Annotated in this window: 26 protein-coding genes; 13 read left to right on the top strand and 13 right to left on the bottom strand. The window is 41.2% G+C overall.

Features of this window, described 5'->3' with window-relative positions:
* Nucleotides 1-43: 43 nt before the first annotated feature.
* Complete coding sequence (locus B5Y40_RS14460) at nucleotides 44-1,081, top strand: nucleoid-associated protein (RefSeq protein ID WP_079687511.1); 1,038 nt, start codon at nucleotides 44-46, stop codon at nucleotides 1,079-1,081.
* Nucleotides 1,082-1,101: 20 nt separating this feature from the next.
* On the opposite strand, the gene B5Y40_RS14455 is transcribed toward B5Y40_RS14460, so the two are convergent.
* On the bottom strand, nucleotides 1,102-1,851 hold the full coding sequence (locus B5Y40_RS14455; RefSeq protein ID WP_079687510.1) for a tryptophan-rich sensory protein: 750 nt from the start codon (nucleotides 1,849-1,851) through the stop codon (nucleotides 1,102-1,104).
* Nucleotides 1,852-1,971: 120 nt separating this feature from the next.
* On the opposite strand from B5Y40_RS14455, the gene B5Y40_RS14450 reads away from it, so the two are divergent.
* The 3 genes from B5Y40_RS14450 to B5Y40_RS14440 all read left to right on the top strand — a co-directional run bounded on the left by B5Y40_RS14450 (nucleotide 1,972) and on the right by B5Y40_RS14440 (nucleotide 5,228).
* The gene (locus B5Y40_RS14450) at nucleotides 1,972-4,116 is read left to right on the top strand and encodes a prolyl oligopeptidase family serine peptidase (RefSeq protein WP_079687509.1); all 2,145 of its coding nucleotides are present in this window, start codon (nucleotides 1,972-1,974) and stop codon (nucleotides 4,114-4,116) included.
* A 139-nt stretch (nucleotides 4,117-4,255) separates the two neighbouring features.
* Nucleotides 4,256-4,750 carry a GNAT family N-acetyltransferase gene (locus B5Y40_RS14445; protein WP_079687508.1) on the top strand — a complete coding sequence of 165 codons (495 nt, stop codon included), beginning with the start codon at nucleotides 4,256-4,258 and terminating at the stop codon, nucleotides 4,748-4,750.
* Nucleotides 4,751-4,841: 91 nt separating this feature from the next.
* Entirely contained in the window at nucleotides 4,842-5,228 is a 387-nt protein-coding gene (locus B5Y40_RS14440) for a hypothetical protein (RefSeq protein ID WP_079687507.1), read from the top strand.
* Nucleotides 5,229-5,396: 168 nt separating this feature from the next.
* On the opposite strand, the gene B5Y40_RS14435 is transcribed toward B5Y40_RS14440, so the two are convergent.
* The 7 genes from B5Y40_RS14435 to B5Y40_RS14405 form a co-directional block, all read right to left on the bottom strand.
* Nucleotides 5,397-5,678, bottom strand: coding sequence for a hypothetical protein (locus B5Y40_RS14435; RefSeq protein WP_079687506.1), 282 nt, complete (start codon nucleotides 5,676-5,678; stop codon nucleotides 5,397-5,399).
* A gap of 77 nt (nucleotides 5,679-5,755) precedes the next feature.
* A complete protein-coding gene (locus B5Y40_RS14430) occupies nucleotides 5,756-6,058 on the bottom strand; it encodes a DUF4286 family protein (RefSeq protein ID WP_079687505.1) in 303 nt (100 codons plus the stop codon).
* Between the two features lie 96 nt (nucleotides 6,059-6,154).
* Nucleotides 6,155-7,246 carry a DNA topoisomerase IB gene (locus B5Y40_RS14425; RefSeq protein WP_079687504.1) on the bottom strand — a complete coding sequence of 364 codons (1,092 nt, stop codon included), beginning with the start codon at nucleotides 7,244-7,246 and terminating at the stop codon, nucleotides 6,155-6,157.
* Nucleotides 7,247-7,312: 66 nt separating this feature from the next.
* Nucleotides 7,313-7,849 carry a YciE/YciF ferroxidase family protein gene (locus tag B5Y40_RS14420; RefSeq protein ID WP_079687503.1) on the bottom strand — a complete coding sequence of 179 codons (537 nt, stop codon included), beginning with the start codon at nucleotides 7,847-7,849 and terminating at the stop codon, nucleotides 7,313-7,315.
* Nucleotides 7,850-7,992: 143 nt separating this feature from the next.
* Nucleotides 7,993-8,964, bottom strand: coding sequence for an MlaD family protein (locus B5Y40_RS14415; RefSeq protein ID WP_079687502.1), 972 nt, complete (start codon nucleotides 8,962-8,964; stop codon nucleotides 7,993-7,995).
* 4 nt (nucleotides 8,965-8,968) lie between these two features.
* A complete protein-coding gene (locus B5Y40_RS14410) occupies nucleotides 8,969-9,754 on the bottom strand; it encodes an ABC transporter ATP-binding protein (RefSeq protein ID WP_079687501.1) in 786 nt (261 codons plus the stop codon).
* Entirely contained in the window at nucleotides 9,751-10,506 is a 756-nt protein-coding gene (locus B5Y40_RS14405; protein ID WP_245840551.1) for an MlaE family ABC transporter permease, read from the bottom strand. The genes B5Y40_RS14410 and B5Y40_RS14405 overlap by 4 nt, the downstream gene beginning before the upstream one ends.
* Before the next feature lie 227 nt (nucleotides 10,507-10,733).
* Here B5Y40_RS14405 and B5Y40_RS29380 point away from each other — a divergent pair, with 227 nt between their 5' ends.
* The 4 genes from B5Y40_RS29380 (at nucleotide 10,734) to B5Y40_RS14390 (ending at nucleotide 14,478) form a co-directional block, all read left to right on the top strand.
* Nucleotides 10,734-10,880: a lmo0937 family membrane protein gene (locus B5Y40_RS29380; protein WP_143785778.1), complete on the top strand. Its 147-nt coding sequence runs from the start codon at nucleotides 10,734-10,736 to the stop codon at nucleotides 10,878-10,880.
* Nucleotides 10,881-10,912: 32 nt separating this feature from the next.
* Nucleotides 10,913-11,611, top strand: coding sequence for a YiaD family glycine zipper/OmpA-like lipoprotein (locus B5Y40_RS14400; RefSeq protein ID WP_079687499.1), 699 nt, complete (start codon nucleotides 10,913-10,915; stop codon nucleotides 11,609-11,611).
* 104 nt (nucleotides 11,612-11,715) lie between these two features.
* A complete protein-coding gene (locus tag B5Y40_RS14395; RefSeq protein WP_079687498.1) occupies nucleotides 11,716-13,314 on the top strand; it encodes a DUF748 domain-containing protein in 1,599 nt (532 codons plus the stop codon).
* A 12-nt stretch (nucleotides 13,315-13,326) separates the two neighbouring features.
* The gene (locus B5Y40_RS14390) at nucleotides 13,327-14,478 is read left to right on the top strand and encodes a DUF748 domain-containing protein (protein ID WP_079687497.1); all 1,152 of its coding nucleotides are present in this window, start codon (nucleotides 13,327-13,329) and stop codon (nucleotides 14,476-14,478) included.
* Here B5Y40_RS14390 and B5Y40_RS14385 read toward each other — a convergent pair.
* Nucleotides 14,473-14,808 (bottom strand): response regulator, encoded by a 336-nt coding sequence (locus tag B5Y40_RS14385; protein WP_079687496.1) that lies wholly within the window; start codon nucleotides 14,806-14,808, stop codon nucleotides 14,473-14,475. The two genes, B5Y40_RS14390 and B5Y40_RS14385, sit on opposite strands and share 6 nt — an antisense overlap.
* 188 nt (nucleotides 14,809-14,996) lie before the next feature.
* Here B5Y40_RS14385 and B5Y40_RS14380 point away from each other — a divergent pair, with 188 nt between their 5' ends.
* The 3 genes from B5Y40_RS14380 to B5Y40_RS14370 all read left to right on the top strand — a co-directional run bounded on the left by B5Y40_RS14380 (nucleotide 14,997) and on the right by B5Y40_RS14370 (nucleotide 16,084).
* Complete coding sequence (locus tag B5Y40_RS14380) at nucleotides 14,997-15,266, top strand: YtxH domain-containing protein (protein ID WP_079687495.1); 270 nt, start codon at nucleotides 14,997-14,999, stop codon at nucleotides 15,264-15,266.
* Nucleotides 15,267-15,372: 106 nt separating this feature from the next.
* The gene (locus B5Y40_RS14375) at nucleotides 15,373-15,714 is read left to right on the top strand and encodes a phage holin family protein (protein WP_079687494.1); all 342 of its coding nucleotides are present in this window, start codon (nucleotides 15,373-15,375) and stop codon (nucleotides 15,712-15,714) included.
* The gene (locus B5Y40_RS14370) at nucleotides 15,707-16,084 is read left to right on the top strand and encodes a hypothetical protein (RefSeq protein WP_079687493.1); all 378 of its coding nucleotides are present in this window, start codon (nucleotides 15,707-15,709) and stop codon (nucleotides 16,082-16,084) included. Before B5Y40_RS14375 ends, B5Y40_RS14370 begins: the two co-directional genes overlap by 8 nt.
* Nucleotides 16,085-16,103: 19 nt before the next feature.
* Here B5Y40_RS14370 and B5Y40_RS14365 read toward each other — a convergent pair whose 3' ends face one another.
* Nucleotides 16,104-16,535, bottom strand: coding sequence for a response regulator (locus B5Y40_RS14365; protein ID WP_143785777.1), 432 nt, complete (start codon nucleotides 16,533-16,535; stop codon nucleotides 16,104-16,106).
* Between the two features lie 178 nt (nucleotides 16,536-16,713).
* On the opposite strand from B5Y40_RS14365, the gene B5Y40_RS14360 reads away from it, so the two are divergent.
* Nucleotides 16,714-16,998 (top strand): hypothetical protein, encoded by a 285-nt coding sequence (locus tag B5Y40_RS14360; RefSeq protein ID WP_079687491.1) that lies wholly within the window; start codon nucleotides 16,714-16,716, stop codon nucleotides 16,996-16,998.
* Nucleotides 16,999-17,049: 51 nt separating this feature from the next.
* The gene (locus B5Y40_RS14355) at nucleotides 17,050-17,568 is read left to right on the top strand and encodes a pyridoxamine 5'-phosphate oxidase family protein (protein WP_079687490.1); all 519 of its coding nucleotides are present in this window, start codon (nucleotides 17,050-17,052) and stop codon (nucleotides 17,566-17,568) included.
* 61 nt (nucleotides 17,569-17,629) lie between these two features.
* Here the strand turns inward: B5Y40_RS14355 and B5Y40_RS14350 are convergent, their stop codons facing one another.
* From B5Y40_RS14350 to B5Y40_RS14340, 3 genes are read right to left on the bottom strand one after another with little or no spacing between them, the layout of a single operon-like run.
* Nucleotides 17,630-19,060, bottom strand: coding sequence for a hybrid sensor histidine kinase/response regulator (locus B5Y40_RS14350; protein WP_079687489.1), 1,431 nt, complete (start codon nucleotides 19,058-19,060; stop codon nucleotides 17,630-17,632).
* Nucleotides 19,061-19,065: 5 nt separating this feature from the next.
* On the bottom strand, nucleotides 19,066-20,634 hold the full coding sequence (locus tag B5Y40_RS14345) for a sensor histidine kinase (protein WP_079687488.1): 1,569 nt from the start codon (nucleotides 20,632-20,634) through the stop codon (nucleotides 19,066-19,068).
* Complete coding sequence (locus B5Y40_RS14340; RefSeq protein WP_079687487.1) at nucleotides 20,631-22,136, bottom strand: sigma-54-dependent transcriptional regulator; 1,506 nt, start codon at nucleotides 22,134-22,136, stop codon at nucleotides 20,631-20,633. The genes B5Y40_RS14345 and B5Y40_RS14340 overlap by 4 nt, the downstream gene beginning before the upstream one ends.
* Nucleotides 22,137-22,182 lie beyond the last annotated feature (46 nt).

The following is a 22,182-nucleotide window of genomic DNA, read 5'->3' as shown; positions in this document are numbered from 1 at the left end:
GGTATAAATTCCGTGGGCTATATTTTTTAATGCTTAATCCACTATGATCGATTCATCGCTAACCAACATTCAGCAAGTATCGGCACACTATATCGGCAACCCGGCCAATAGTGAATCGCTCCGTCTATCGGAAGCGCCTATGGAAGTGAATGATGAAAAGGTACATCAGCTTTTGCGTACATACTTTCTCTCGAACTTCACTACACCCGAGTACTATACATTTACATTTTCCAACGAAGACTTCACGCTCAACCCGATCTATAAATTTGCGATGGATATATTTCAGGAGCCGGAGTCTTTTCACGAGAACTCTGTAAACCTGGCCAAGCACTTGTATGGAGCAACGCAGCATCCGAATATAAAAGCGGGCGAACTATATATTGCATACTTCGATTCTATTGAAGTGCAGAATATGAGTGTGGAAGCAATCGGTATATTTAAGTCGGAGAATAAAGAGAATTATCTGAAGTTGTCGCCTCAGTTTAGCATGAGTGCCGATGAAGGTATAAATATCAAGAAACTTGATAAGGGTTGCTTGATTTTGAATGCCGAAAAAGAAGAAGGGTATAAAGTACTGATCGTAGATAATATCAATAAGTCGGATGCGCAGTTCTGGAAGCATGACTTTCTGAATGTAAAGCCACGCTCGGATGCGTTCCATCACACGAACAACTTCATGAAGCTTACGAAACAATATGTAGAAGACCAGCTTGCGGAAGAGTTCAGTGTATCGAAAGCAGATAAGATTGATTTGTTGAATCGATCCATGGACTTCTTCCGATCGAAAGAAGAGTTCAGCAAGGCAGAATTTGAAGTTGATGTACTCGGTAATGCGGATGTCATTGAATCATTCCGGAATTACGGGAACAATTTCATGACCACGAATAACCTGGATCCTATGGATAACTTCGAGATCTCGGTGCAAGCTGTAAAGCGACAAGCACGCGTTTTTAAAAGTATCCTCAAGCTCGATAAGAACTTTCACATCTATATACATGGCAGCCGCGAACTAATCGAAAAAGGATTCGATGAAGTAACGGGAAAGCATTTTTATAAACTATATTTTGATAGCGAAAGCTAGATCTGCGTACAACTTTATAGCTACGATGAAGTTCTCTTTCGCATGATATAGAAAATGCCCAACCCGAGGAGTGTCATCAGCAAAACAGATGTATAGGTGATGATGTTGAAATCGCCACCTTGCCAGCGGAAGTATATTCCGAACAAGGCCCACATCACCACAACGGCAAAGAAAGGGACTTTATAGTCGAACGTAATTTTGAAAGCAAGCAACGTTGCTATAGTCATCATGATAATCGTCCAGGTTTGCTGCGATAGGAATCCACCGTTCCATTCGAGAGAAACCAGCAGCGCGGAAATGTTGGCGATGGTCGCTACCGTGATCCAGGCGAGGTAAATTGTAAACGGCAACACAACCCATACTTGTAGTTTGTTCTCCTGCCAGGGTGACTCATGTACAATACGAAAGATCAGGATTAATACCGAGAGCAAGGCCAGCATGATGATTACAGATAGCGCAGTAAGCAAATGATGCCACACTAAAATCCAGCCGATGTTAAAGACACATGTAAGTATAAACCAGGCCAGCACGCGATCAATTCTTTTGTCATCACGCTGCGTCCAACTGATCACTATAAAGCCACCCAGCAAAATATAAATGACGCTCCATATTGAAAACGTTAATCCTGCAGGCGTAAAAAGACTGGGATATAGTGCCGACACTTCACCTGTGTTTAAACCATTCATGGGAAGTATATTCGCCAGCGCATTGACGGCAACCATAGCTGCAAAAGATAGTGTAGCGGCTAAACGGAGCACTGTACTTTTCATATTGTATAGTTTTATCAACGCTATAACACGTGTGTAATTAAAAAGTTATGCCATTCATCCCAAACTGAATTGGTAAAGCGGAGAAAGAGTTTTTATTTTAAGAGCACTTAAATGTATAGCATGAAAACCCAAACTCGTTTACTCATAGTTTGCTTCGCAGGGATGGCGTTAGCATGTTCAACAAAAAAAGAAGAAACAACTAACATGAAATATCCGGTAACACAGAAGGTCGATTCGGTCGATATATATTTTGGAGAAAAGGTATCAGATCCATACCGATGGCTTGAGAATGATACTGCAAAGGAAACTGCAGATTGGGTAAAGGCGCAGAATGATGTAACGTTTGGCTTCCTGGAAAAAATCCCTTATCGTGAAACAATCAAAAAGCGATTGGAACAGGTATATAATTACGAGCGACTAGGCGCACCGAGTAAAGAAGGCGAATATTATTATTTCTATAAGAATGACGGATTGCAAAACCACAGCGTGCTCTACCGTAAGAAGGAGGAGAACGGAACACCAGAAGTTTTCCTGGACCCAAATACTTTTTCAAAAGATGGTACTACCGGTTTAGCGGGTGTATCTTTTACGAAGGATGGTTCGATGGCAGCCTATATGATTTCTGAAGGTGGATCGGATTGGCGTAAAGCTATTGTTATCAAGACTGCTGATAAAAGTGTTGTAGAAGATTCACTTCGCGATCTAAAATTTACCGGCATTGCCTGGAAGGGAAATGAAGGGTTTTATTATAGCAGCTATGATAAACCAAAAGGCAGCGAGTTGTCTTCCAAAACACAGCATCATAAACTGTTTTATCACAAGCTTGGTACACCGCAGCATGAAGATATACTTGTATTTGGTGGCGAAGCGACACCACGCCGATATATAGGTGCCGGCCTCACGGAGGACGAACGTTTCCTCATAGTTTCGGCTGCTACCAGCACCACGGGTAATGAGCTATATGTTCAGGATTTGAATGATCCAAAAGGCAAGCTTGTATGCCTGGTAAATAATTTTGATAACAACCACAACGTCATCGACAATGATGGTTCGCGTCTCATTATACAAACAAATCTTAACGCACCGAACGATCGCATCGTGGCGGTAGATTTCTCTAACCCTACTCCGGAGCATTGGAAGGATATTATACTCGAAACAGAGAACGCCTTGCAAGGGGTAAGCACAGCGGGCAAAAAGTTATTCGTGAATTATCTGAAAGATGCGAGTACACTGATCAAGCAATTTGATTACAACGGTAAGCCTGAGCGCGAAGTGAGTCTACCAGGTATTGGCACGGCAAATGGTTTTGGTGGCAGGATCACCGACAAAGATGTATACTATTCCTATACTTCCTTTACCTACCCTACATCGATCTTTAAATTTAATATTGCTTCCGGAAAATCTACGCTATATGAAAAACCAAAAGTAGACTTTGATCCTGAAGCGTATGAAACAAAACAAGTGTTTTATGCCAGCAAGGATGGAACGAAGGTGCCGATGTTCATCGTATATAAAAAAGGTCTGGAGATGAATGGTAAAAACCCAACGATGCTATATGCGTATGGCGGCTTTGGTGTAAGCCTTACACCAGGCTTTAACACATCGCGCATTGTGTGGCTTGAGAACGGTGGTATATATGCGCAGCCGAACTTACGCGGAGGTGGTGAGTATGGCGAGAAGTGGCACCTGGCCGGAACCAAACTGAACAAACAAAATGTATTCGATGACTTCATCGCTGCCGGTGAATACCTGATCAAGGAGAAATATACTTCAAGTAATTACCTGGCTATATCCGGAGGCTCTAACGGAGGTTTGCTCGTCGGTGCAACCATGGCGCAGCGTCCTGATCTTGCCAAAGTTGCTTTGCCTGCTGTAGGTGTAATGGATATGTTACGCTATCACACCTTTACGGCTGGTGCAGGCTGGGCATACGACTATGGTACCGCAGATGATTCAAAGGAAATGTTTGAGTATCTAAAGAAGTATTCTCCGGTTCATGCACTGAAAGCCGGTGTGTCTTATCCTGCTACGATGGTAACAACAGCGGATCATGATGATCGCGTTGTGCCCTCACACTCGTTCAAGTTTGCCGCTGCCTTGCAGGAAAGTCAGTCGGGAGAAAATCCGGTGCTCATTCGCATCGATACGAAATCTGGTCATGGTGCATCCAATCTTTCAAAAGCGATTGAATCAACGGCTGATCAATATGTGTTTGCATGGTATAACATGGGAGTTATTCCTCCCATCGCGAAAAAGGAAATGTAAAATCGCATACGAAGCAGGAGAATCCAATTGGAGTTGAAGTGCGGTTGAGAAGTGTAGGAGAAGAAGTATAATTAAAAAAATACTGTAAATATTTACCACAAGAGGCAGCATATACCGCTGCCTCTTTTATTTTTGATATATGAGTAATGTGAATATCCGGATCGGTAAGAAAGATGATCTGCCTCGTGTGCTGGAGTTGGTGAAAGAACTCGCTTTATATGAGCGCGCACCCCATGAAGTGATCAATACAGTTGAGCTGATGGAGATCGATGGCTTCGGTATAAATCCGATCTATGGTTTTTTTGTTGCCGAGAATGAGAACGGTATCATTGGACTTTCACTGTTCTATTGGCGGTATTCTACATGGAAAGGAAAACGTTTATACCTGGAAGATATAATTGTTACCGAAGCAGAGCGTGGTAAAGGCATTGGTAAAATACTATTCGACAGAACCATGCAGCACTCATTGGATCAGAATTGCTCGGGCATGATGTGGCAAGTATTGGATTGGAATGATCCTGCTATAAATTTTTATAAAAAGTACGGTACCAAGTTTGGCGATGATTGGCTGAACTGTACACTTGAGCGCGATCAGATTGAAAAATTCTTTTCAGGGAATAACAGCAAGCATTAATACTTGATTTATTTCTACCTGTAAGGTTTTATGGGCTTTCGGAGAGTATAATCCGCAACAGTTCTTCATCTTTGAATTTCAAATTGAAAGTATGAAGAATCTAAGATTACTCCTGATCCTGCTGCTGGCATTTACGTTGTTTTCAACAGTGGATACAAAAGCGCAGGGAAAAAGCAAAAAGAAACACAAGTCAGAGAAGAAAGCAGGAGGCCCGCCACCCTGGGCACCGGCACATGGTTACCGCGCAAAAACGCGCTATGTATACTTTAAAGATTACCCGGTATATTATGATAATGACCGTGGAGTATATATATCGATGTCGGGAAAGAACTGGTCTATATCTGCGAAGTTGCCAGATATACTAAAGGGTGTTGACTTGCTTGCTGCACCAAAGATTGATCTCGACTTCAGTGGCGATGAACCACAAAAATCTTACGATAAACACCGGGAAGAATATCCAGGTAAGAAAAAAGATTAGTCTATTGGATATAGAGAAAAGCAATCGCCTGTTTTAGATGCAAGCAGGTGATTGCTTTTAGTACACAATAGACAGGCTCCTCGCGTTTGAGTATGCTGAGCAATAATGTTCATGGGGTACTCCCCAATGGCATGTAAATATGTAGTATCTTTTTTATCAGGCTTCCCGTCAGGCTTCGATATCCACGATAGCCCATACCGGAATAAGCGAACCTCCTTTTACTTCAACATAGTTATCTGCGAAGTCAATCAGGTTTGAAAAAGTTTCGATGACTTCACCGTCTTCAAGTTTCATGATAAGGCCTATATCCTGGTGTTCAAGGCTACTGATCATCACGGCTTTTACGAGTTTGTGAGCACGAAGTATCTTTTGTTCTTCGTCACTGAGTACATCCTGGTGTGTGAAATGCACCATTGGAATTTCTTCTGGGTTAATTTTCCTGACGTCCATATATATTTAAATGTTAAGTTCTGACAGGAAAGAGAAGTAAGCGGTGACATCAAAACAAAGAGAAAAATCTTTTCGTTTCAGATTTCCTCTAAAAGTGTTCGGAATGCCACGTGTCGGTCCTTGAAGCGGTTTTGAAACGCTTTGTTAAGCTCCGGCTCGAACTGCTCTACAAATTGCACCACCTCCTGAATATCTGCTGCAAAGTATTGAACGCTATACGAAACAGAACCTTCGTCCTGGTCGTGAAGCACTCTATACATTTTCCAATCTGTAAACATTTCTGTTTTCATGACTACAGGAAGATATTGTTCTTTCATCCAAAGCAACCACTCCTGTTCAATTTCTTTGTCTATTCCTATTGTTACGTTGTAAAGCAGCATGCCACAAAGGTAGTAGTCTTACACCATCATTTATAGGGTGCCTATATATTTATAGGGCGCGATCTTTCAAAAAATCAAAATTTGCATGCCGTACCATCAAAGAAGCGCCTTCAGAATCTTCATCAGCACCTTTTCGTCTATTGTAAGATCAGATTGGCCGTCTGTTACTTCAATAGCATCCAGTTCATCCAGATATCGCTTTAAATTTCGCTCTTCGTATAATTTGATCAGCGCAGGGTGTACATAATATTTCCGGCACACCGTACGCGTATTCCCTAATTTTCTACTCACAGCATCCAGTGCAGAAAGTATATTTCGTTTTGATTCGGTATCCGAAGACACCTCACCCAGTGATTTAAGCTCGCGTAAAAAGTGAAGTGATCCGGCCCATGTTCTAAAATCTTTGGCAGTAAATTCGAATCCGGTTACCCGTTGTATATAGCCATTCACCATTCCAGAGTCTATCGACCTGCGAAGTCCGTTAGCATCATAGTACTGAAAGAGTTCTTTGCCCGGTATCTCTCTGCATTGCTTTACTATTTTAGCAAGCCGTTTGTTTTGAAGCGATACTTTGTGAAATATTCCTTTCTTCCCTTTGAAAGAGAATTCAAGTTTACTTCCGTCAATAGCAACGTGCTTATCTTTTAAGGTTGTCAAACCATACGAGCCATATAGTTTCTCGTAGCCATCATTGCCTACACGAATATAGGTTCGCTCCATCAACGCTATTACAGTAGCGATAACACGCTCCTCACAAAGGTCTTTGCGATTCAGATCTTCTTCAAGTTTTAACCGAAGAGTCGGCAGCGCTTTGCCAAATTCATACAAGCGGTGGAATTTAGTTTCGTTGCGCAAAGCCGTCCACAACGGATGATATCTATATTGTTTACGATGACGAAGATCAAACCCTGTTGCTTGTATATGTCCTGCTTCATCGGTACAAATCCACACATCCGACCATGAAGGAGGAATCGCAAGTTTTTTAATCCTCTCAAGTTCTCGTTTGCTACGCAGTGGCTTGCGGTCAAGGAGGTATATATAGCCTGTACCTTTTCGTATACGCACAATACCGGTGCTTGAATCCGTAACATACTTAAGCGATGCTGCCTGCGCAGCCTTCTCGTAGTTTCGGTCAAGCCGGATAAACTCCTTATGCGTTAAGGCTATATTTAATGTGTTGTTGTTCATAAAGTAAGTCGGTAATAAAAAAGTCAGGACTGTATGTCCTGACTTTCGGCTGTGAGGGAATGTGACCTACTCCTGTTCAGCAGCTTCGTTAATGTCAGCTTCTGCGAGAGACGTCAGCAGTTCATCGGCTTGCTTCTCTTCATCGAGTGTCTGACCAAGTATATCTTTGATATCTTCACGCCCTAGCGTTTTGGCAAGTTGTGCCAAACCACCATAGGTAGCGATTTCGTAGTGCTCAACTTTTTGCGCTGCAAGAATCAATCCTACATCCCTCGTAGCAGATCCTTTCTCTGTTTCAGAAATGATATCTTCACCTTCTTTGATCAAACCTTCCATTGCTTCGCATTTTTTTGCTTGCGGTTTTTTATCCAGCAGTTCAAAAACTTTTTCTACACGTGCAACATGCTCTTGTGTTACGGTAATGTGATCCGCGAAAGCGTTAGCAAGCTCTTCAGAGGTTGCTGCCTTCTGCATTTTTGCCAATGCCTTTGTAAGATGCTTTTCTGCCCAATAAATGTCTTTCAGGCTGTCAACGAAAAATTCTTCGAGTTCGGAAGAGCTTTCCTTCGCTGAAGAAGCTTTTTTAGTGCTTGTTTTTTCCATGGTTCTAAGGGTTTTAATGATTAATCTTAATCTATACTATATGTATAAAACTCTGTGCCACTACCACTCTGGTTTTCAAGCTTTTTCTTGTAGATGATTATCCCCGAGAACCAGACAAGCTTAAGTGTTAGGTATAAAATTTCTCACTGTTTTTGCTCGTTCTTTTTCTTCTTCTTGAAATATCCGCGAAGAAGAAAATTATGCTGCATGGCTTCCATGTTTTCGTCCAGTTTACCGGATGCACTTTCTGCATTGATCAATGTATTTTCCATACGTTGTGCAAAAGTTGTATCTGCCAATAATAAACCCAATGCATTATCATTGCTGTTCACTTTTGCAACGACCTCCTGTAAGTCGCTTGCGATCTTCGCAGTGTTTGCGGATACTTTTTTTACATTCACCAGTGCTGCGTCAAACGTGCTCGCCATACTCGTGTCGTATAGGAGTTTATTGATAACGCCATCGCCGTTTTTCATTTCATATACCAGTCCATTCAATTCCGCGGTAGCATGATTCATGTTGTTGCCTGCCGACTTGAGACTGCTTACCGTACTGCGCAGCTCTTGTGCAAACTGCCCGTCATTTAATAATTCTCCCACTACACCTTGTCCGTCCTTTATTCGCTTGGATATAGTTTGAAGATCGCCTGTTAACGATTTTGTATTCTGCCCTACATCTTTCGCTATATTTATGAGTTCTTGTGTATCTGCAGGTGATGCAGCATTTATAGTATCGTTGTCATCTATATGCGTATGTGCATTACCCGGGCGCACCACTACAATTTTATTTCCTACGAGTCCATCGGAGCCGATATAGGCTGTTGCATTTTTAGAGATAAACTCGTTTTGCCGCTCTTTCAATTGAAGTTGTACTACCACTTTACCTTCAGAAACGATTTGTACTTCTTTTACCGTGCCGATCTTTACTCCCGACAACCAAACATTATCGCCTCTTTTCAATCCTTCAACATTTTTGAAGATCGATACTACTGTAAAGGTTTTACTGAAGATGCTGTTCTCGCTTCCGATAAAAAACACCGTTGCAATGAAGATCGCTAACCCTGCGAGCACAAAGGCGCCCAGTTTTATATCTTGTTTAACTTCGTTCGTTTTCATATAGTTAATAATTAAAGAATGGTTCTAATTCAGGATCGGTAGTTTGTCTGATCTCATCAAACGTACCTTCATATTTACTGTAGCCTCCTACCAATGCAATAACACGGTCGGACGTGTGACGGGCGCTGCTGATGTCGTGTGTGATAATGATGGAAGACGTTTTATACTTATCGCGTACTTTAAGTATCAGCTCATTGATTTCAATGGACGTAATGGGATCAAGCCCCGCAGTAGGCTCGTCATATAGCATGATCTTCGGATTGAGGATTAGCGTTCGTGCTATACCGATCCTTTTTTTCATACCACCGGAAAGTTCTGCCGGCATTTTATTGATGGCATCTTCGAGTCCCACATCTTCCAGAGCTTTAACGACACGCTCTTCCAGTTCATGCGGATCATTTATACCCAGATTTCTCTTGAGCGGGAACTCCAGGTTTTCGCGCACCGTCATAGAATCATATAGCGCGCTGCCTTGAAATGAAAAGCCCACATGCAAACGCAGTTCATTCATTTCTTTTTGATTCAGCGAGAGTACATCATAGTTGAGTATAGTAATCGAGCCAGCGTCTGGCGTAATGAGGCCCACCATACATTTAATGAGTACAGATTTACCCGTGCCAGACCTGCCGAGTATAACCAGGTTCTCACTGTTATGCAGGTCGAGGTTTATATCACGGAGTACATGCGTATCGCCAAATGACTTTTTTAAATTCCGGACCTTTACAACTATATCTGTTGATGCCGGTATATTCTTTTCCTTTGCAGAAGCTGTCGCTATATCCTGGTTCATCGTCTGAAAAGGTTAATGAATTGAAGGCTCAGCAGATCGATCACAAAAATGAGGATCATGGAAACCACTACTGCAGTATTTGCAGCTTTACCAACTCCGGCAGTGCCGCGCTCGGCATGATAGCCAGCGTAACATCCTACCGCTCCTATAGCAAAACCAAAGAAGGCCGCTTTTATAAGGGAAGAGAATATATCTACATACGTGATTGACACAGCAACATCATTAAAGTATAGCTGGAAACTGGAGTTGTTCATGAAGTTTACGGTGAGAAAAGATCCCAGCAGCGCAGTCATGTCCGCGAAGACTACCAGGAAAGGAAGCATTAACGTTGCAGCCGTAACGCGACTTGCCACGAGAAACGAGAAAGGGCGAGTGCCCGATACTTCCATCGCATCGATCTGTTCGGTTACACGCATACTTCCAAGCTCAGCTCCCATATTCGATCCCAATTTCCCGGCGCAGATAAGTCCTGTAATTAGCGGGCCAAGGGAACGCACCACCGCTTGTGACACCAGCGAAGGCAACCACGACTCCGCTCCAAAAGAAGATAGTGACGGACGCGATTGACGTGTAAACACAACGCCTGCGAGAAATGAAGTAAATACAATCAAGAACAAGGAGCGATTACCAACAACAAAGCATTGTCGCAACGTTTCCTTCCAGTCATAAGGCGGTAAAAACACTTCGCGTATAACGTTTATAACAAACCGATAAATGTCAGCGAGGTCTATTAACAATTTTTTGATTTTCATGTATACAGATATATATAACATGGGCCTTTGTAAAAGTTGTGCCCCAAAAAGGCATACAGCTTTTATAAACCGGGCTGTATAAGAATGTCTACACTTGGGCAATTTGAAAATATATATCACTGACTTCACATACTATGAAGTAACTTTTTCTACAGGTGAGCCGGTTGGTGGCAAGCTTTTTTAAGATGTAGCATTACAAACATCAAACTAATTTTAACTATACTATTATGAGATCATTATTGTATTTAATCGCAGTGATATTAATCATTGGATGGCTTTTAGGCGTATTTGTTTATAGCGCTACCGGATTAATTCACGTTCTTATTGTACTCGCAATTCTCTCCTTATTACTGGGTGTAATCAGAAGGGCTTGATAAATCAGAATCTTCAACCAAACATTTAAATCATGAACAAAGTCAAAAGCAGCGTTCTTAGTAAAGTATCTGTATTGTTTATGCTTGTAGCGATAAGCATGCAGGTACTGATGGGCTGTAATGCGACCAACACTACCAAAGGTGGTGCTATTGGTGCAGGAGCCGGAGGTGCTATAGGCGGAGTTATAGGATCACGATCAGGTAACACTGCCGTGGGCGCTATTATAGGTGCTACAGTGGGTGGAGCAGCAGGTGCATTGATAGGACGCCAGATGGATAAACAAGCGGAAGAACTTAAACGCGATCTGGAAGGCGCAACCGTAGAACGTGTAGGAGAAGGTATAAAGATAACTTTTAACTCCGGTCTGTTGTTTAATGTTAATTCATCGCAGCTGAGTCCAACAACACAACAAAATTTACGTGAGCTGGCCGCTACGCTGAATAAATATGAAGACACCAACATTTTAATTGAAGGTCATACAGATAATACTGGTTCGGATGAACACAATCAAAAACTCTCTGAAGAAAGAGCAAGATCTGTAGCTACTTTTCTAAATGCGCAGAATGTAAAGAACGGTCGTATAACAACGACTGGTTATGGTGAAACCCAACCGGTAGCAGATAATACTACCGATGTGGGTAAAGATCAGAACAGACGCGTAGAGGTTGCTATCTTTGCAAATAAGAAAATGAAGAAGTGGGCAGAGAAAAATGACACAGGCAATTCATAATAACAACCACTATATATTTACTTCTTACAGTACGCATAGGAGTTTTGGAAATACTTTCTACAACTTCTATGCTGCTGCTAAGAAACCCGTAAGCACATGTATACATGAAAAGGAAAACGTATGTCTCGATAATTATAATTCTAATAATACTTAGTGCTTCTGCCTTGGTTGCAAACCGTTATCTGCCAGGTTTCCTTCACAAAACACTTCGGGAAAAAGTCGCATCACTCCGTAAAAAAGGTATCGTTCTGAAATATGATTCTTTGCAATTGAATTTATGGCAAAGACAGATTGAAATTGATACCATCACCCTTGACATTCCGGAAAAGAAAATCTCTGCAGAGATATATAACTGCAAAATAAATTCATTTCACATTCTTCCATTGCTCTTCCGTAAACGTATTCATCTGAATGACGTTACTGCAGACGAAGTAAAATTCAGCATGACCAAAAAGCATGTTGAAAAAGAAAAACTTGACGCTGATCAAAAGGGAGATCTTTCCGTCATTATAAATTCTATTAATATTCGCCATGCTTTTTTTCGTACAGAAGATAGTACAAGTCGCGATACCGTAACGATTCAAGGAAGTATACAAGTAAAAGGACTGAGCATTAACGACACGCGTGATGAATCGCCATGGACGTTCCATGCCCTTTCGATGGATTCTTTGACATTCGATTCTCCATTTTATACTATCGTCAGTGATCACCTGGACCTTGATAAAGACAGGCGACATCTTGCTATCGATACACTTCGTATCAAACCTCGGTTTTCAAAGCGTGAGCATGCAAGACGTAAACGTGTAGAGGACGATCGCTTCCATGGTATAATTACCGCTATTACTGCAGATGGATTTGATTTTGAAACCGGAGATTCTGCCTTTGTAAATGCATCGGCCCTCACATTTAGTTTAGCCATGGATATATACAGGAATAAACATTATCCGTTTCCGAAGCGTGACTATATGCCTTTGCCAATGGACGCATTGAAGCGATTGCCCTTTTCGCTTACGTTGGACACGGTACGCATACGCGATAGTTATGTGTCGTATGAAGAATTGGGCGAAGAAGCAGACTCTACCGGCACACTATATTTTGATAAGCTTGAGGCTGGTATCTTTCACATCTCAACGGACACCACAATGCCAGCGCCTTACCTCGAAGCTTCGAGTGCCCTAATGGGTAAAGGTAAACTTAAAATGACCTGCCAGTTTTCAAACACGAAAAAACCTGCGATGGTAAAAGGCTCATTAAGCAATTTTCCTCTCACGCTTGTGAATGATATACTACGACCGCAGGCAAAAGTAGAGGTTGAAAGCGGCACCATGATGAAACTTAATTTCAGTTTTGGCTTTGGTGAATATCGCTCGGATGGAGCGGTGGACTTGAGTTATAAAGATTTAAAAATAACAAGCCTGCGTAAAGACAAGGATACAGACAAGGCGGTGCGTAATAATTTATTGACACTTGCTATCAATACATTTATAAAGGATGATGCAGGACAATTTGTGACGGGTGAAAAACAAACAGGCATCATTTTATTTTATCGTGATCGTAAGAAAGCCATTTTCAATTATTGGTGGAAATCGCTTTTCTCGGGGATAAAGTCATCGGTAGCCTTGCGAACAGAGCAAACCGATAGACTGACTGCTGAGAAAAATGCGAAGAAGGACAGGAAGAAGCGAATGAAGAAAAAAGAGTGATACGGTATAAATATGAAACTGTCAAAGAAGGTTTGGATACTAATAGCCGTTGCAGCGATCATTTTCGCAGCCCGATTGTCCATGCCTTACTTTGTAACGCGCCATGTAAATAAGGTATTGGCAGCTATACCCGGGTATCGCTATACCTTGAGTGATGTCGATATATACTTGTACAGAGGTGCATATCAATTGAAGGAGTTGCGCGTTTTTAAAGAGAATGAAAACAATGAGAGTCCATTTATATATATACCAGTGATAGATCTTTCGGTAGAATGGAGCGCGGTGCTTGATGCAGCCCTGGTGGGGCAAGTCACCTTCGAAAATTCGGAGTTGAATTTTACCGGGAGTAAAAATAGTACGAACGGAATGGATGTGGACTGGATGCAGCCGATACGCGCGTTAATGCCGCTTCGTGTTAACCGCATCAAAATCACAAATGGCAGAATTGCTTACTATGATTCCACTACGGTGCCTCATGCAGAATTGGTTTTAAATTCTGTCAATGCATCGGCAGAAAATCTTCTGAATATAACTGAAGATCCGGGCATGTTGCCTGCATCTGCGCATCTGGCGGCTGTTACTCCCGGTAACGGAATGTTAGGTGTGAAAATTAAAATGAATGTAGCAAAGTCTTTTCCTGATCTCGAGATCAATCTGAAATTTGAAAATGCAGACTTGAAAGCGTGGGATGATTTTCTTAAGGCGTATCCCGGTATCCATATACAGCAAGGTAATTTTAATCTATATACAGAAGTAGTTATGATGGATGGAAAAACGGAAGGATATATATCGCCCGTCATTGAAAATCTGAAAGGAGTAAGTATAGGGAAACGTAAGGCAGACGATGAAAGAGCTGGATGGAAATCTATATCAACCTTTTTGCTCGCGAATCAGTCCAAGGACAGGTTATCAACGCGCGTGCCGATTACCAGCGTTACGAGCGATAGCACTGTGGCAGTAGTACCTGTTTTGTGGAATGTTCTATGGGAAGGTTTCGTGAAGGCCTTTGAGGAAAAACGTGAAGGCACACTAAAGTTAAAGACTGTAGTAAACGAAGATTCGGGTATAGTAAAGCAATTGGAAAAGAAGGCTAAGAAAGAGGAGCGTAAAGAACGCAGACGGAAAAAAAGGGAAGAGCGTAAAAAGAAAAAAGAAGAGTCATAGAAAATTCTTGAGAGATCCGAGGCTGATGGGCTTCTCCAAAAATTTAACAGATGAAATATTATCAAGTTCCTGCGGAAAGCCTCTGTAAGCGCTCATTAAATTGATCGCACTTTTTGGAAAATTAGTGCGTATATATTCTACTTTGTCCCATCCCAAACCGTCCGGTAAATTATTGTCGAGAAAAATAATATCAGGAGATATACCTTCTAACTTCTGAATGCCATCCTTCAGCGTATAGGCTAAATGTACTTCGTATTGCAAAGGAACGAGATAAGCCTTCAGCAATACGCATAGATCCCTTTCATCATCTATGATTAAAACCTTTTTCACTCTAAATGCTCTTTACTGGGTAGTGAGTAAATAAACCAATTCAATAAAAGTAAACGATTTTTCGGTGTTTAAGTATATAACGCGAAAAAAATCGTATTACATTTTTATGTAGGTGATATTCATTCGAAAAGCATTACCCTTGGAACGGTTTTTTACTAACCTGGTATACATCTAAAAATATAACAGCCATGAACAGAAACAGTAAAATAATTTTAGGTATTGTTGGTGCAGCAGCAGCTGGTGCTGTTATCGGATTACTACTTGCACCAGACAAAGGAAGCGATCTTCGTAAGCGCATATCAAAGGCAGCAGATGAGTTTGCGGGTAGCCTGACGGATGCGATATTAAGCAACAGAGAAAAATTACTCAGCGCAAAGGATCAATTTGTGAATGAAGCGAAAGGATTAAAGTCCGAAGCTGCATCACGCTTTGGTCGTGTGAAGGAATCTGTAAGCTGATTCTATAAGCTCTAAGCTTTTGTTTAAGGTTTCATTCGATTCCATTTGGTTTTAGATGTAAACCTTAAACATTTGCTCTATATACTTCCCTTAAACAGTAAACCCTATGGAAGAGTTAAAATCAAAAGCTGAAAATTTAGCTGAGCATGCAGGTGATTACTTTGAGACCCATTTTAAGCTGGCAGTTTTAAATGCTACCGATAAGGCTACTGGTCTGGCATCTCAAGGTGTAACAGTAGCGTTGTTAACGGTGCTGTCGTTGTTTGTCCTGTTGTTTTCGGGACTTGGTTTGAGTTGGTGGATAGGAAATGCAATCAATAATATTGTTGGTGGATTTTTTATTGTAGCAGGAGTATATGGGTTGTTGATTGCCATTTTATTACTCTTTCGCAAAAAGCATATAGCGCCCCTTATCCGTAATTTTTTAATAGCCCGGATTTATGAGTAACATTCGTACCTATGATGATCTTTTACGGGAAAGAGAAAAATTAAGAGCACAGCTTCAGTTCCATAAGCAACAGATTAAAGTTGATATGCAGGAACTTCGTGAGGAAATGAAGCCTTTGCTTAACCTCACCAAGGTATTGGGGAAAATGACTACGCGGGAAACACGCAACGATGCGTTGATTAGTACCGGGTCATCGCTGGCGATTGACTTGCTGGCCAGAAAAGTGTTGCCGAAAAATATAATCAGCAGGTTGTTCTTGCCTGGTATGTTAAAGAATGTGACTTCACATTTACTCTATAGCGCTAAACCGTGGCTTCAAAAACTTATCGGATCACGGAAGAAGAAACCGGTTGTCGAAGAACAGCAGTAGGTATTTATATACTATATATCTATGCAGGAATAGAAGCCACCCGAAACCAGTAGCTTCGGATTTCCTCGACTACATTTAGCAGCGATTCAAAACTGGTCGGTTTTACTATATACGTGTTAGCACCCAGCTCATAACACCGTTTAATCTCTGTGTCATTTTTTGTGGTAGTGAAAACAATGACTGGTATTTTCTTAAACACAGGATGTTGCTTTATTTCTTTCAATGCTTCGCGACCGTCTTTTTTTGGCATGTTCAAGTCCAGTAAAATGAATCCCGGATACTCTGCGTTTGCAACTGATTCGAGGAATTTTAATAACTCTACGCCATTCTCAACAAATTCAATTTTTTCAGTATACCCTTTCTCATGAAAGGCTGTTTGCATTAAGTAGCGATCATCAGCATCATCTTCAGCAACCAGTATAAATTCTTTTCGAGTGGTCTTCATAGTCATAAATCAAATATAAACTATTCATTTTACTGTTGTTCAACCATTCGCAATCAGTGAATCATAAAACCGAGGAAAGCATGTATAAATCTGTGGAATAAATTCCTCCCTGAAAGAACTGCCTGCGAAAACACATTTTATTTGAGCAGGCATTTAAATTTTATAGAGAACAGAAAGAAGTGTTATGGAAAAGCATGCAAAACAACGTAAACGCTCGGCGCATAAAAAAACTTCACCGGTAAATTCAGCAGAGCGTTCTGTGCCCAGTGAAAAGCGTGAGAAGCCTGTAACCGATGCAGAAGTGTCGGCAGGACCAGAACAAAATGCATCATCAAGTGACCGCCAAGAGACGGTTGCACAAACAAAGGAATGGGAACGCCAGCCGCGTGTAAATGCGGATGAACAAAAAAACATCGTTAACAATCCGGAGCATTCGCAAGATGAAATAACGGATCAACGCGATAAGTAATCAGCGCTATATATATAGTTCCAAACATATCTATCAGTAACAAATTATACCATGGAATTTGAAATTATTGAAAACAGAAGTGAAGCAATAGATAAATTGAAAGATCTGTTGCAGGATGTAAACATCTGCATGTTCATAACAACAGATGATAACGGCAAAGTGATGAGCCGCCCTATGGCTACGGTGGACACTGATGATGAAGGCAACGTTTGGTTCTTTACCAATGAGTTTTCCGAAAAAATTCATGAAGCTTCACAAGACAACTCCGTAGCGCTTGCATATTCTCATCCTGGTAAGAATGTATATGTACATATAAATGGTGTCAGTACAGTTGTGGTTGATAAGGCGAAGATGAAAGAATTATGGACACCTCTTGTTAAAGCATGGTTTCCGGATGGAGTGGATGATCCGAAGCTTTGCCTGATAAAAGTAAATGTACAGGAAGCACACTATTGGAACAGCGCGTCAAATAAAATGGTAACATTTTTTAATATGGTGAAGTCTATTGCAACGGGCGATCGGTATGACGAAGGCGAAGTAGGCAAACTGAAATTCGGGAAAGGTAAATGAACAGAGTATAGCGATTAAGAGTGATTGAAACCCTTATTGCTAGCTATACATTTCATACCTGTTATGCTATAGCGGGAAACGAAATCAAAAACGTAGTTCCCATATTCTCTTTAGACTTAACATCTATATGTGCCTTATGCGCCTGCAGAATATTAAGCGTTGCTGCCAGGCCAAGCCCCATGCCATTTCGTTTCGAAGTAAAGTATGGCTCAAAAAGTTTAGAGATATTCTCGGAGGAAATACCACATCCATTGTCGATGATTTCGACCACGTAAGCTCCTGGGGTAGGATTTATCGCAATGGTTAGTTCTCCCTGCATGTCCTTCATGGCTTCCACTGCATTGATGATAATATTCAAAAAGGCGATTTTTAATTTACTGTTGTCAGCCTGAATATAGCATGGTGTCTCCGGGTAACGCACGCGCATATTAATATGCTGTAAAGTAATCCGATCGAGCGCAGCACTGATGCTATCATCCAATACAGCTTGAAGTATAGCTTTCTTGAATACGAGTTCTGTCGGACGTGCTGAATTAAGAAGTTCGGTGATCAGATCGTTTATTCTTTTTGAGTTTCGCTGAATGATCTCCAGGAACAATGCATCATCTTCAGATTTATTTGAAGTGATCAATTGCTCTACCGACATCTGTATATTGTTTAGCGGGTTGCGTACTTCATGTGCAAGTGTTCGTACGAGTCGGCCGGTAGCAGCTAGTTTCTCGGCTTGCAACGCTGCCTTCTCGGCACGCTTCAAATTTGTTATATCATGAATTATACCTTGAACATACGGAGCCCCGGTGTTATCAATCTCTAATGTGGCGGAGAGTATACATATCTTCTTCTCGCCCTGTTTATTGATGAGTATAATTTCGGCATCATCGATCTCTTTGGTCTGCTCCAGACTTTGTGAGACACGATCTTTACCTTCTGTGATAAGTTCGTATAGTGAGAGAAGAGAAAGTTCTTCTGTGGTATATCCTAATAACTCGGCAGTAGCGCTATTAATATTTTTGAAACGTAGCGCTTCATCCGTTATGAAAACAGCGTCTTTGGACCGTTCAAAAATGCTGCGATATTTTCTTTCATTTGCACGCAGTGCTTTAAGCGATGCAGAACGCTCCAGCGAGTAACGAATGCTTCGTTCAAGTTTCTCGGTGTTAAGCTCTGATTTTATAAGGTAATCCACAGCGCCCACTTGCATGGCTTCCTTATCTACAGCCTGGTTTCCCTTTCCGGTGAGCAGAATGATAGGCTGTTCACAATTCAGGCGAACCGCTTCCTTCAACAAGTCAAGCCCGGTCTTTACTCCAAGACGGTAATCGACCAGGTATATATCATGCTCGGAAGTTCGAATGTGATCCACCGCTTTTGCATATGTAGAACACCAGTCAATTTTAAAAGCAGCGCTGTCAATACTTTTTATATAGTCACTCGTGATGAGAAAATCATCTTCATCATCATCAACAATTAAAATACGTGTGGATTGTGACATGTAATTCAGGATTGTTTCTCCGGCAAAATAATAAAGAAGCAGGCACCTGCTTCTGGTTTGCTTTCAGCGTACATCACTCCGCTATGATTATCGACAATTTTTTTGCAGATCGCCAGTCCAATCCCCGAGCCGGGGTATTCTGACTTTCCGTGAAGACGTTGAAAGATCTGAAAAATTCTTTCGGAATATTCTTCTTCAAAACCAATTCCATTGTCCTGCACCTGGATCTTAAAAAAATCTTTGTCCGCAGGAAGGTGGTATAGCTCCTTGTCTTGTTTTGTAATTCTTACACTATTGATTTTAATAACCGGGTTGAGTGTTTGCTTTCTGAATTTGATAGCGTTACCAATCAGATTATTAAAAAGTTGTTTTATTTCTGATCGCACAGCTTCTAGTTGTGGCAACGAGTATGTTATAATCTTAGCATTCGTCTCTTCGATTTTTAACTCGAGATCGGATTTAACAGCAGCGATAACATCATTCATATTTACTTGTTCGTAAATATGTGAACTGCGTGTAGTACGGGAAAAATCCAGAAGGTTGTCAATCAGGATGCGCATATTTTCAGCAGAAGCCATGATGCGTTCCAGGTATAGCAGTCCATCAGCTTTCAACTCAGACGATAGTATACCTTTGAGGCGCTCACTGAAGGTGGAGATCTTCCGCAGGGGTTCCTGTAAATCGTGTGAAGCTACATATGCAAACTCTTCAAGCTCTTTGTTCGAACGATTTAGTTCGCGAATACTTCGTTCACGATCCCGTTCAAAATTTCTAACGGTTGTGACATCCCGCGTTATACCGATCATTTTCAACGGTGTTCCATTTGTATCGGTAACAACTTTAGCCTTGGTCGATACAATCTTGCTGGTGTCGTGCTTTGTTTTTACCTGGTATTCACATTCGAATTCCGATTTTGTATCATAGGCGTTTTGCATGGCTTTTTCAAAACCATCAACATCATCGTGCGAAACCAGGCTCATGTAAAAATCATAAGAGACTGTGGGCAGCTCGTCACGATCAAATTCAAACAACTTATATATACCTTTAGACCACTGCATCTTTTTCTCAGATATAGTATAGGTCCAGCTTCCAAGTTGTAACAGTTCTTCTGTTTCATCAAACAGTTCGCGAATGGCCTTCGTCTCTTCTTCACTTTTTTGAAGTTCTGTAATATCTTCTGCTATGAACAAGAGTGAAGCGGCATCACCATTTTCATTTCTGCGTAGAACCGAACCCAATGTTCGGAAGTAACGCCAATGACCTTGTTTATGGTTTAGCCTGCATTTATAGGAATAAGAATCGTTGTTCTGGAGTGCGTAAAATTTTTGGAGTTCAGTCTGAACGAGATCAAGATCATCTTTAAAAATGATCTTGCTCAAGTCGCCTTCCCGGATCTCGTCATAAGAGAATCCCAGGAAATCAGATATGCGTTTGTTAACAAACTTTAAGCGTTTGTTACTAACATCATAGACATAAATAATCGCGGGAAAGAAGTCTGCTATTTTTTCGTCAAATGTATCTCGGTTTTCACCCGAGTCGAACAGCATTTTCAAGTAGTGGATGTATTCACTCATACTTCTTGCTGGAACTCAATATTATTAAGCTCCTTGTACTGCTTGATTTTGTTATATAGTGTTTTACGATCGATTTTTAAAAGCTTGGCGGCTTTACTTTTATTAAAGTTAACGCGCTTTAATGCCTCCAGTATGATTTCATATTCCGCATCTATACCAGCACCCTTCAACCCTGTTTCTTTTATAACGGGACGGGTATACGTTGGTGTTGGCGGTAATCCGGAATCCAATCCATAGGAAGACGACATTACAGGAATTTGCTGCTCTGCTCCTGCATCGAATTGCAGTTTTGTATAATTTGATACCTCGAAAGGAATGCTCTTCACATCGATGATATCTCCGTCACTTAAAAGCGTTGCACGTTTGATAACATTTTTCAATTCGCGAAGATTGCCATGCCATACGTAGTTCTGGAAAATGTTTTCCACTTCAGGAGTGAATCCTTTTACATTTTTACCAAGTTCCTGGTTGGTTATATTCAGGAAGTGATTCGCGAAAATCATAACATCGTTTTTGCGTTCACGCAACGGTGGCACATTGATCTGGAATTCATTGAAGCGGTGGTATAAATCTTCGCGGAACTTTCCATTGCGGGCAGCATCCCAAAGTTTTTCGTTACTCGCTACAATAATGCGTACATCGAGTTCTATATCTTTCGTTCCTCCAACACGTTTCATTTTTCTCTCCTGTGTAACACGGAGTAATGAAACCTGCACATCATACGGTAAGTTGGCAATTTCATCAAGCAGAATTGTTCCACCATTTGCCAGTTCGAAGCTTCCTATCTTTTGACCAACAGCACCGGTGAATGATCCTTTTTCGTGACCAAACAACTCACTGCCGGCAAGTTCTTTTGATAGGGCACCACAATCTATAGCTATAAATGGCTTGTCTGCACGTTTGCTGCGCTTGTGTATCTCTTGTGCTATAGCTTCTTTACCACTTCCGCTTTCACCGTAAATGATAACGCTATAGTTGGTTGGACCAACCAGGTCAATCTGATTTAAAATGTTTTTGAAGTCGGGGCTATTACCGAAGATATAGGTTTGCCCGTTTTCGTGTTTTTTAGAGAATGATAACGCCTTCGTATCATTATTACTGTCATTGTTACCGGAGGAAACGTGAGTTACAACCGCTGCGGGCTCCTTGAGCGCACGCTTGATGGTCACTAATATTTCATCGGGCAACAGCGGTTTTGTAACGTAATCAATCGCACCCAGTCTCATTACCTCTACAGCCGTTTTAATATTGCTATAGCCTGTAATGATTATTACAGGAACCGTTGGAAGCTTTTCCTTTATGTTTTTAAGGATGGTAGTGCCATCCATATCTTCCAGCTTAAAATCGCAAAGTATTAAATCCGGGTCGGTGCTCTCTAAAATCTCCAACGCTTTTTTACCACTATTCGCTTCAATTGCTTCAAAGCCATGTTTGGATAGGAAACGCTTTAAAACAAGGCACATGTCCTTATCATCATCAATGATTAAAATTTTTTCAGCCATATCTTTTTTAAAAATAACTACATAACTACTACTATAATTACTTAAA

The organism is Ohtaekwangia koreensis (genome assembly GCF_900167975.1).
GTDB lineage: Bacteria > Bacteroidota > Bacteroidia > Cytophagales > Cyclobacteriaceae > Ohtaekwangia > Ohtaekwangia koreensis.
Note: the sequence above shows the minus strand (reverse complement) of the source record. Positions and strands in the feature narration are given on the sequence as shown.

Excerpts from the sequence above, each read along its gene's own strand:
- B5Y40_RS14460 (WP_079687511.1), top strand. The coding sequence starts at position 44 with ATGATCGATTCATCGCTAACCAACATTCAGCAAGTATCGGCACACTAT.
- B5Y40_RS14455 (WP_079687510.1), bottom strand. The coding sequence starts at position 1,851 with ATGAAAAGTACAGTGCTCCGTTTAGCCGCTACACTATCTTTTGCAGCT.
- B5Y40_RS14450 (WP_079687509.1), top strand. The coding sequence starts at position 1,972 with ATGAAAACCCAAACTCGTTTACTCATAGTTTGCTTCGCAGGGATGGCG.
- B5Y40_RS14445 (WP_079687508.1), top strand. The coding sequence starts at position 4,256 with ATGAGTAATGTGAATATCCGGATCGGTAAGAAAGATGATCTGCCTCGT.
- B5Y40_RS14440 (WP_079687507.1), top strand. The coding sequence starts at position 4,842 with ATGAAGAATCTAAGATTACTCCTGATCCTGCTGCTGGCATTTACGTTG.
- B5Y40_RS14435 (WP_079687506.1), bottom strand. The coding sequence starts at position 5,678 with ATGGACGTCAGGAAAATTAACCCAGAAGAAATTCCAATGGTGCATTTC.
- B5Y40_RS14430 (WP_079687505.1), bottom strand. The coding sequence starts at position 6,058 with ATGCTGCTTTACAACGTAACAATAGGAATAGACAAAGAAATTGAACAG.
- B5Y40_RS14425 (WP_079687504.1), bottom strand. The coding sequence starts at position 7,246 with ATGAACAACAACACATTAAATATAGCCTTAACGCATAAGGAGTTTATC.
- B5Y40_RS14420 (WP_079687503.1), bottom strand. The coding sequence starts at position 7,849 with ATGGAAAAAACAAGCACTAAAAAAGCTTCTTCAGCGAAGGAAAGCTCT.
- B5Y40_RS14415 (WP_079687502.1), bottom strand. The coding sequence starts at position 8,964 with ATGAAAACGAACGAAGTTAAACAAGATATAAAACTGGGCGCCTTTGTG.
- B5Y40_RS14410 (WP_079687501.1), bottom strand. The coding sequence starts at position 9,754 with ATGAACCAGGATATAGCGACAGCTTCTGCAAAGGAAAAGAATATACCG.
- B5Y40_RS14405 (WP_245840551.1), bottom strand. The coding sequence starts at position 10,506 with ATGAAAATCAAAAAATTGTTAATAGACCTCGCTGACATTTATCGGTTT.
- B5Y40_RS29380 (WP_143785778.1), top strand. The coding sequence starts at position 10,734 with ATGAGATCATTATTGTATTTAATCGCAGTGATATTAATCATTGGATGG.
- B5Y40_RS14400 (WP_079687499.1), top strand. The coding sequence starts at position 10,913 with ATGAACAAAGTCAAAAGCAGCGTTCTTAGTAAAGTATCTGTATTGTTT.
- B5Y40_RS14395 (WP_079687498.1), top strand. The coding sequence starts at position 11,716 with ATGAAAAGGAAAACGTATGTCTCGATAATTATAATTCTAATAATACTT.
- B5Y40_RS14390 (WP_079687497.1), top strand. The coding sequence starts at position 13,327 with ATGAAACTGTCAAAGAAGGTTTGGATACTAATAGCCGTTGCAGCGATC.
- B5Y40_RS14380 (WP_079687495.1), top strand. The coding sequence starts at position 14,997 with ATGAACAGAAACAGTAAAATAATTTTAGGTATTGTTGGTGCAGCAGCA.
- B5Y40_RS14375 (WP_079687494.1), top strand. The coding sequence starts at position 15,373 with ATGGAAGAGTTAAAATCAAAAGCTGAAAATTTAGCTGAGCATGCAGGT.
- B5Y40_RS14370 (WP_079687493.1), top strand. The coding sequence starts at position 15,707 with ATGAGTAACATTCGTACCTATGATGATCTTTTACGGGAAAGAGAAAAA.
- B5Y40_RS14365 (WP_143785777.1), bottom strand. The coding sequence starts at position 16,535 with ATGACTATGAAGACCACTCGAAAAGAATTTATACTGGTTGCTGAAGAT.
- B5Y40_RS14360 (WP_079687491.1), top strand. The coding sequence starts at position 16,714 with ATGGAAAAGCATGCAAAACAACGTAAACGCTCGGCGCATAAAAAAACT.
- B5Y40_RS14355 (WP_079687490.1), top strand. The coding sequence starts at position 17,050 with ATGGAATTTGAAATTATTGAAAACAGAAGTGAAGCAATAGATAAATTG.
- B5Y40_RS14350 (WP_079687489.1), bottom strand. The coding sequence starts at position 19,060 with ATGTCACAATCCACACGTATTTTAATTGTTGATGATGATGAAGATGAT.
- B5Y40_RS14345 (WP_079687488.1), bottom strand. The coding sequence starts at position 20,634 with ATGAGTGAATACATCCACTACTTGAAAATGCTGTTCGACTCGGGTGAA.
- B5Y40_RS14340 (WP_079687487.1), bottom strand. The coding sequence starts at position 22,136 with ATGGCTGAAAAAATTTTAATCATTGATGATGATAAGGACATGTGCCTT.